The 7,331-nt window shown below is 69.8% G+C and carries 6 protein-coding genes and 1 pseudogene; 2 read left to right on the forward strand and 5 right to left on the reverse strand.

Annotated elements, in window-relative coordinates:
• The coding region (locus ACXJMZ_RS35755; RefSeq protein ID WP_457034179.1) for an SDR family NAD(P)-dependent oxidoreductase at nt 1-872 on the forward strand (872 nt) is incomplete at its 5' end.
• 114 nt (nt 873-986) lie between these two features.
• On the forward strand, nt 987-1,193 hold the full coding sequence (locus ACXJMZ_RS35760; protein WP_457034180.1) for a hypothetical protein: 207 nt from the start codon (nt 987-989) through the stop codon (nt 1,191-1,193).
• A gap of 259 nt (nt 1,194-1,452) precedes the next feature.
• On the opposite strand, the pseudogene ACXJMZ_RS35765 reads toward ACXJMZ_RS35760, so the two are convergent.
• The 5 genes and pseudogenes from ACXJMZ_RS35765 to ACXJMZ_RS35785 all read right to left on the reverse strand — a co-directional run.
• Nucleotides 1,453-1,791: pseudogene (locus ACXJMZ_RS35765) on the reverse strand (transposase); the annotation flags it as partial.
• A gap of 485 nt (nt 1,792-2,276) precedes the next feature.
• Nucleotides 2,277-3,293 (reverse strand): GlxA family transcriptional regulator, encoded by a 1,017-nt coding sequence (locus tag ACXJMZ_RS35770; RefSeq protein WP_457034181.1) that lies wholly within the window; start codon nt 3,291-3,293, stop codon nt 2,277-2,279.
• A 56-nt stretch (nt 3,294-3,349) separates the two neighbouring features.
• Nucleotides 3,350-4,219: an alpha/beta fold hydrolase gene (locus ACXJMZ_RS35775; protein ID WP_457034182.1), complete on the reverse strand. Its 870-nt coding sequence runs from the start codon at nt 4,217-4,219 to the stop codon at nt 3,350-3,352.
• A 168-nt stretch (nt 4,220-4,387) separates the two neighbouring features.
• Nucleotides 4,388-5,086, reverse strand: a complete 699-nt coding sequence (locus tag ACXJMZ_RS35780; RefSeq protein ID WP_457034184.1) for a transposase — start codon at nt 5,084-5,086, stop codon at nt 4,388-4,390.
• Nucleotides 5,087-5,235: 149 nt separating this feature from the next.
• Nucleotides 5,236-6,846 carry a multicopper oxidase family protein gene (locus tag ACXJMZ_RS35785; RefSeq protein ID WP_457034183.1) on the reverse strand — a complete coding sequence of 537 codons (1,611 nt, stop codon included), beginning with the start codon at nt 6,844-6,846 and terminating at the stop codon, nt 5,236-5,238.
• Nucleotides 6,847-7,331 lie beyond the last annotated feature (485 nt).

The following is a 7,331-nucleotide window of genomic DNA, read 5'->3' on the forward strand; positions in this document are numbered from 1 at the left end:
CGGCCGGCCTGCTCGGCATGGCAGGCCTGGCCGCCGCACCGACCGCCGCCGCCTCCCCGGCGCGGACCGCGCCGCGAGGACGTTTCGCCGGAAAGGTGGTGGCCATCACCGGAGCCACCTCGGGAATCGGCCGCGCCACCGCTCTGGCCTTCGCCGCCCAGGGCGCCGCAGTCGGCTTCTGCGGGCGGCGTGCCGAGCTCGGGGCCCAGGTGGAGCACGAGATCCGCCTAGCGGGCGGTACCGCCCGCTACGTCCGGGCCGACGTCCGGGTCGAGAAGGACGTGGAGAACTTCGTCCGACAGACCGTCAACTCCTTCGGCGGCCTGGACATCGCCTTCAACAACGCGGGCATCAGCCGCACCGCCCGGCTGCACGAGCTTGGCACCGACACCTTCGACGACGTGATGGCGACCAACGCGCGGGGCGTGTTCCTGTCGATGAAGTACCAGATCCCCCACCTGATCGCCCGCGGTGGCGGGGTGGTGATCGTGACCTCGTCCTCCGCCGTCGAGGTGGCCCGGCCGCAGGGCGCCGCCTACTCGGCGGGCAAGCGCGCGGTCCAGGGCCTGGTGCAGGCCGCCGCGCTCGACTACGGCCGGGACGGCATCCGGGTCAACGCGATCATGCCGGGCACCACGGACACCGCGCTGGTACGGCCGCCGGGTATGGACGACGCGACCTGGGCCACCGCGAGTGCGTGGCTGGGGGACCAGAACGTCGACGGGTTGCACCGCATCGCCTCGCCCGAGGACATCGCGCAAGCGGTCCTGGGCCTGGCGGCGGACGACTTCGCCTACATGACCGGGGCCTGCGTCTTCGTCGACGGCGGCGCGAGCGCCGGCCGGCGCCTGCTCGTCCCGCCCCGGCCCTGACCGGAAAGGGACCCGGGCAGGCCAACCGGCCCAGGTCGCCGCAGCACGACCACCGGCCCCGCGAGGCGAGGATCTGAAGTTGCCGGTGTCAGCCCGCCGCAGCGTGGCGGGCCGGTGGAAGGCGGGGATCCGGGCGTCGCGCAGGAGGGCGGCGGCGGTGGCGACGGTGAAAGTGGTGGCGATCAGGTTGAGCCCGGTCAGCAGGCGGGCGGCCAGATCGATTTCGTCGTCCGCCAGTTCTGGGTCGGCGAAGGCAAGGACGAAGGCGCGCCGGGCCTGGAGCATCCGAGACAGACCGGCGTGCCGCAGCTCCACAGATGACGGTGCGCCAACCGCGGCGAGCACCGATGACGAGGAGTCACAGCCATGTGTGGGCCACCGGCTGAGCAGTTCGTCCCAACGCTCCAAAGCCACTCGGCTGCGCGAGCTTCCACAATCGCTGAACCCGTGGCGGGTTGCGACGGGTGCGCGGTAGCTCGAACATCCGGCAGACGATCTCCGCCGCTGCTCCGCGAGGTGTGTTGTCCCCCGACATCCAGCGGTCGTAGGTACGGCGGTGCAGAGTTGAGGCGGCCAGCGCCACGATTTTGCGGATCTCCACGTCGAACTGGAGGAACGGGACGAACTCCGCCCAGGAGCTCTCCCACAGCCGGACGATCGCTGGGTACTTCTTGCCCCATGCCTCGGCGAACTCCATGAACCGCTCCAGGGCGGCGTCCTCGGTCGGCGCGGTGTAGACCGGCTTGAGCGCGCGGGCGATCTTCGCCCAGTACTGGCGGGCCGCGTAGCGGAAGGAGTTCCGCAGCAGATGCACTGCACAGGTCTGCACGATGGTGTCCGGCCAGACGGTGTTCACGGCGTCGGGCAGGCCGGTGAGCCCGTCGCAGACCAGCATCAGAACGTCCCGCACGCCGCGGTGGCCGCCGCCGAAGCGTGTCATGACCGGCCTGACATCAAGACGGCTACGTGCTCTCGCGGTGTTGAGGTGCGAGGCGGATCGTGGGGGCGTGCCACACGGGCGGGCCGACGTGGGGGTCGATCGCCTCCAGAGTGACCGGGTCATGGAGCCGCCTCCGCGAAGAACGCCGTCGCGCGCATTCGCCGGGACGCGGACAACGCCGCCTGGGCGGCCACCGCCCTCCAGGCCGACCTCGCGGCCGACGCGGATCCGCGCGTTGACCCGGACAGTGCCGCCGACCTGCCCCTGGAGCTGGGGAATACGACGCGGTCCGAATGAGTGCCTGTTACCAGCTATCCGAGCCGACTTGGAACCGGAGCATCTGCAGCCGCTTTGACGCCTTGGACGTCGACCCTGCCACCCAGACGGCCGGTCTGTCCCATCAGGGGACGGCCGTCGGCTCGTCGACCGACCCGTGATCAGCAAAGACCCTTGGTCCTTCCGGGTCACCGCCCACTGACGGGCCGTCGTGGGCGCGTGTTCGCGGGAGCGGACATCGGGAAGTTCCGGCGGTAGCGGTCCGGGGTGGTGGCCAGGCGGCGGGAGAAGACGCGGTGGAGGGTCTCGCCGTGTCGGTACCCGACCGTCCTGGCGATGGCGCCGACGGTCAGGACGGTCGTCTCGAGCAGGCGGCAGGCCGCTTCGAGGCGGAGGCTCTCGACGAGGTCGGCCGGGGTGCTGCCGGTTTCGGCGCGGAAGGCGCGGGCGAAGTTCCGCTCGCTCATTCCCGCCCGGCACGCCAGGGCCGCCACGCTCAGGTCTTGGTCGAGGTGGTCGGGCAGCCAGTCCTGGACGGACCGGATGGCCGGGGTCCGTGCGTTCTGGGCGCGCAGTTGGGCGCTGAACTGGGTCTGGCCGCCGGGCCTTCGGGTGAAGACGACCAGCCTGCGGGCGATGGACTGTGCCAGTTCGGCTCCGTGGTCGTACTCGACGAGGGCCAGCGCGAGATCGATGCTGGCGGTCACCCCTGCCGAGGTCCACCGGTTGCGGTCGTGCACGTAGATCCGGTCCGGTTCGACCCGCACCCGCGGGTGGCGCTGGGCGAGCTGCTCGGTCGCGCCCCAGTGCGTCGTCGCGCGGTACCCGTCGAGCAGCCCGGCTGCGGCCAGCAGTATCGAGCCGGCGCACACCGCGGCGACGCGCTGCGAAAGCCCGGCGAGCCGGGGAAGCTCCCGGACCACCTCCTGGGACGTCGACGGGTCGAACGCCCCGAAGCCGCCGATCACGATCATCGTGTCGATGTCCGGCTCGCCGAGGGCGGCCCCCCGGATCGAGTGCTCGACGTGGAACCTCAGCCCGCCGTCGGCGGTGACGGCCCCCGCCCGCGGCGCCGCCGTCACCAGCCGGTAGGCCGTGGTTTCCAACACGGTGTTCGCCGCGTTGAACACGTCCATCGGACCGGCCAGTTCGGTCAGTTGAATACCGTCGTACACCACGAGGACGACGGTGCGGGGTGAAGGCATGTCACCATCATCGCCGCGAGCAGGGGACGTTGTGACCCCCATTCGGCCGCCACCGGTCACCCGGTGCGCCGGCCGGTGTCGCCGGCGTGCTCCCGCAGGAAGGCGATGACCAGTTCGGCGACCTGGTCGCTGGACTGCGCGTGGGGGTAGTGCCCGCCGTCCTCGATCACGGCGACCCGCCCGAGCCCTTCCGGCATGGCCGCGACGATCGCCTCGCCCTCGGCCACCGGGTCGGGAAAGTCCGGGTCCTGGGCGCCCATGATCACCAGCGCCGGGCACTCCACCTCCGCCAGCCGTGCCTCGGCGTCGGCCGGAGTGGTCCGGCCGGTCTTCATGAACTCCTCCCACCGCCCGGGCCGCCGCAGCGCCGTCATGAGGTCGTCGATCTGCCGCCCGTAGTCGTCGGGCTTGCCTGGATACGCGATGTCGAGGTAACTGCGCCACATTCCACGGGACTTCAGCAGTTGCGTCCCGATCAGCCGCAGGCCGCCCCGGCGGTAGCGCCGGACGGTGAGCAGCGCGCCTGCATCCACCTTCGAGACCCTGGTGAACGGGTTGATCTCCACGATCGCGGTCACCAGTTCGGGGGTCAGGGCCGCGGCGATGGTGGCGGCGCCGCCGGACATGGAGTGTCCGACGATCGTCGCGGGCCCGCCGAAGTGCCGGACGATCCCGAGCAGATCACCGGCGACGTCGGTCCGGCTGATGGCGTGCTTCCCTGTCACCGAAGCCCAGTTGGTGCTGGACTGTCCGTGCCCCCGCAGGTCCGCGTTGACCACCCGGTACCCCGCGCCGACCAGCTTGGGCATCAGATGCCGGAAGTCCTGGCGCCAGGTGCCCATGCCGTGCGACAGCACCACGAGCGGGCCTTCGCCGACCACGTCGCAGGCGATGCGCCCGCCCTCCAACGCCACGAACTCGGTCATGTGCCACACCTTCCGTCGGCCACCCACCGCCGCGACATCCGCGGCACACCGATTGAAGACCCCGCACCTCCACCGCAGGGAGCGCAGGGCGGGGACGGTCAGACAGCAGGCCGTCCTGGTCAGAGACTGACCTAAGCTTGACTCTGTCGGTGATCTTGGGGGTCGCGGTCAGCTGCCGAGGGTTCGCCAGGATCGCGATCGGGGGATCCGGGTCTTGGGCCGGGTGGGGTTCTTGCCCAGACGGACCGGACGGCCGTAGCGGCGGCCCCAGTCCTCATCAACCAGGCCGACCAGCAGATGCCCGGCCGTGCGGGCCACTTCCTCCAATGCGGCACGGACCGACTCGGTGACAAGCTCCAGCCGGGTCAGGTCGCGCACCGCGGCCAACACATGGGTGGAGTCGGTGCGTTGGGTGGTGCGCTCGGTCACGAGTCCGGCCTCCTTCAGGCGCGTGAGCGCCAGATCCAGGAGACGGTCGGCACGGTCGTCGCAGGCGAGCCGCTCGCGGAAGTCGGCCAGCACGCTGTGGTGGAAGCCGGGATCGTCCAGCTCCATGGCCAGCGCGTACTTGAAATCGATACGGCAGCGGACCGCTTCCGCGGCCTGACGGTCCGACAGGCCGAGCAGGAACTGCAGCACGCAGACGGTGGCCAGCTGGGCAGGCGAGAGACCGGGACGGCCGTCGCGTGGGTACCAGCCGGCGAAATCCTCGTCGTGCCACAACCCGTCCAACCGGTCCCGCACCCACATCGCCGTCGTCCCTTTCGGATTGCTCGCCCGTGCGACCTGCACAGTCAGAGCGGGAATCTGCTCACCGAAACGGAGACGGACGGACAACGCGCACCTCGCCACTGGGTCGATCTGCATCACCAGCCGCGAGCCTGCCCACTGATCACGCTACTCAGCCACGGACCCCCAAGATCACCGACAGAGTCAAGCTCCAACGTGTTGGAGAACCGAGCACATCTCCCACTCTCATGGGCTCGGTGGTTGCGCGGCGTGTTCCGGCCCGGCAGTCACAGTTCGACGTAGTCGATGAGCTGCATCATGCCGAGGTCTTCGTGTTGGAGTTGGTGGCAGTGGGCGACGGTGCGGCCGGTGAAGTCCTCGTACTTGACGAGGAAGGTGACGGAGTCGCCGGGTTTGCCGCCGGCCAGGCCGATGGTGTCCTGCCAGATCGGCGGGTCGAGCCGTTGGCCGTTCCTGTGGGTGACGAGGACGTGGTTGGTGTGCAGGTGGAAGGGGTGGTTGGACTCCGGCTTGGTCTCGTCGGTCCGGATGGTCCACCGCTCCACAGTGTCGAGCTCCAGGGTGTGGTTGGCATAGCCGGGGTCGAACAGGCCGTATGCGGGATCGCGGGTGGGATCACCATCGGGGTCGGCCGCGGGGGTCGGGTGGGTGCCCAGGACGCGGTAGGCGTTGGGGAACGGCGCGTCGAAGACGGCCGCGTCGACGTGGAAGACCACCTCGCGGTCCGCGTCGGGGTTGGCGATGTCGTTCTCGTCGAGGAACGGCTTGCCGGGTGGCAACGAGGTCGGCAGGTCCATCGGCGGTTCGACGGGCTGTCCTGCCACCTCGATCGTCATCAAGGGCCCGGACACCCCGTTGGCCAGCAGTTCGTACGTGCCGGGTTCGCCTCCCCGGACCAGCACGTCGGCGCGGTTGCCCATGGCCAGGCTCACCACCTCCGTGGCGAGCGGCGCGGAGAAAGTGACGCCGTCCTGTGCGATCTGATGGAACATCAGGTTCTGCCCGTTGTCAGTGATCTGCAGCGGCAGCACAGTGAAGGCGGTGGCGGCCACCAGCCGCCATCGCTGGACCTCGCCCGGGCGCAGCGAAACGGTGGGGTTGACCGCGCCGTTGACAGTGAAGGTCGACCGGATGCGGGTCAGCGAACCGGCGGCGGTGAACTCCGGAACCCTGCCGTCCTTGAGCTTGAGTTCGTTGATGCACACGACGACGTCGACGGCCGCCAGGATCTCCGGCACCTCGTCCACATCGCCCTCGACGATGATGACCCCGGCCATCCCCCCGGCGATCTGCTCGGCCGTGGCCCCGTGCAGGTGCGGGTGGTACCAGTAGGTGCCGGCCGGGTGGTCGGCCGGGATGTCGATGGTGGTCACGTACTGCGGCTCCGGGGTGCCGGCGGCGACCTCGTCGGCGGTGCGCGGCGCGAACTCGCGCAGGATGTTGTCGGCGTCCCCGGACGGGGAGACGTGCATTCCGTGGGTGTGCAGGTTGAAGCTGTTCTCGTTGTGCGGCCTGTTGTGGTTGCCGTTGTGGGCCTGGTTGGGCGGCAGGCCGTTGATCTGCGTCAGCCGCAGGGTGTCCCCGCCGCGCACGCGCAGGGTCGGCCCCGGGATCGAACCGTTGTAGGTGCGCGTGGTGGCCGTTCCGTAGCCCGGGATGGAGGTGTCGGCGAACCGCACGTCGAGCGTCCGTTCGAGAACCGACCTCCGCGAGCCGGGCACCGATCGCGAGGTCCTCACCTCCGGCTGCGGGAAGGGCGCCGTTGCCGCCACCGCACACTGCTGGGAGAAGATCCCGTCGGACGCCGCCACGAGGACGGCGGCTGCGGGGATGGCCTTGAGCACCGATCGACGGCTAATTTCGACATTTTCTCTCATATCCGGGCAATCTAGATCGACTTGATTGGCGCCTCCGGGAGCCACACCGCACGTCCGCGGGACATCGAGTCCTCCGCTCCCAGCGCTGCCGCAAGGGAGCTTGCGCCAGCGCGAGCGGATCTTCTTCAGGTGGCGGCGATCAGGTCGGCAACCATGTTCACGGTGGCGCTCGACAGGGACGGCCGGCACTGGTGGACGAGCCCTTCAGGGCCCTGCTCGTCCTGACGAGCGCGGAGATCTCCCGCTGACAGAGGACCACCCGACCGCGATCACGCCGTCGACCAGCCCGAGCACCCCACCTCTCGCTCACGCCAGCCACTATGACCTGCGATTCTCAGCTTGATCTTTAACATCGCGCGGCGAGATGGGCTTGGAGCGTGGGTTCGCGTTTAACGGTCTTGCCGACGTCGTGGCGGGGTGCCGGCTTGCGGTTCTTCGAACCCAGTGGCCGTCCGGGGCCGGGATGGGAGGGTTTCGGCACTCTG

The sequence above is a fragment of the Kitasatospora sp. P5_F3 genome (genome assembly GCF_054049135.1).

Excerpts from the sequence above, each read along its gene's own strand:
- ACXJMZ_RS35780 (WP_457034184.1), bottom strand. The coding sequence starts at position 5,086 with ATGCAGATCGACCCAGTGGCGAGGTGCGCGTTGTCCGTCCGTCTCCGT.
- ACXJMZ_RS35770 (WP_457034181.1), bottom strand. The coding sequence starts at position 3,293 with ATGCCTTCACCCCGCACCGTCGTCCTCGTGGTGTACGACGGTATTCAA.
- ACXJMZ_RS35785 (WP_457034183.1), bottom strand. The coding sequence starts at position 6,846 with ATGAGAGAAAATGTCGAAATTAGCCGTCGATCGGTGCTCAAGGCCATC.
- ACXJMZ_RS35775 (WP_457034182.1), bottom strand. The coding sequence starts at position 4,219 with ATGACCGAGTTCGTGGCGTTGGAGGGCGGGCGCATCGCCTGCGACGTG.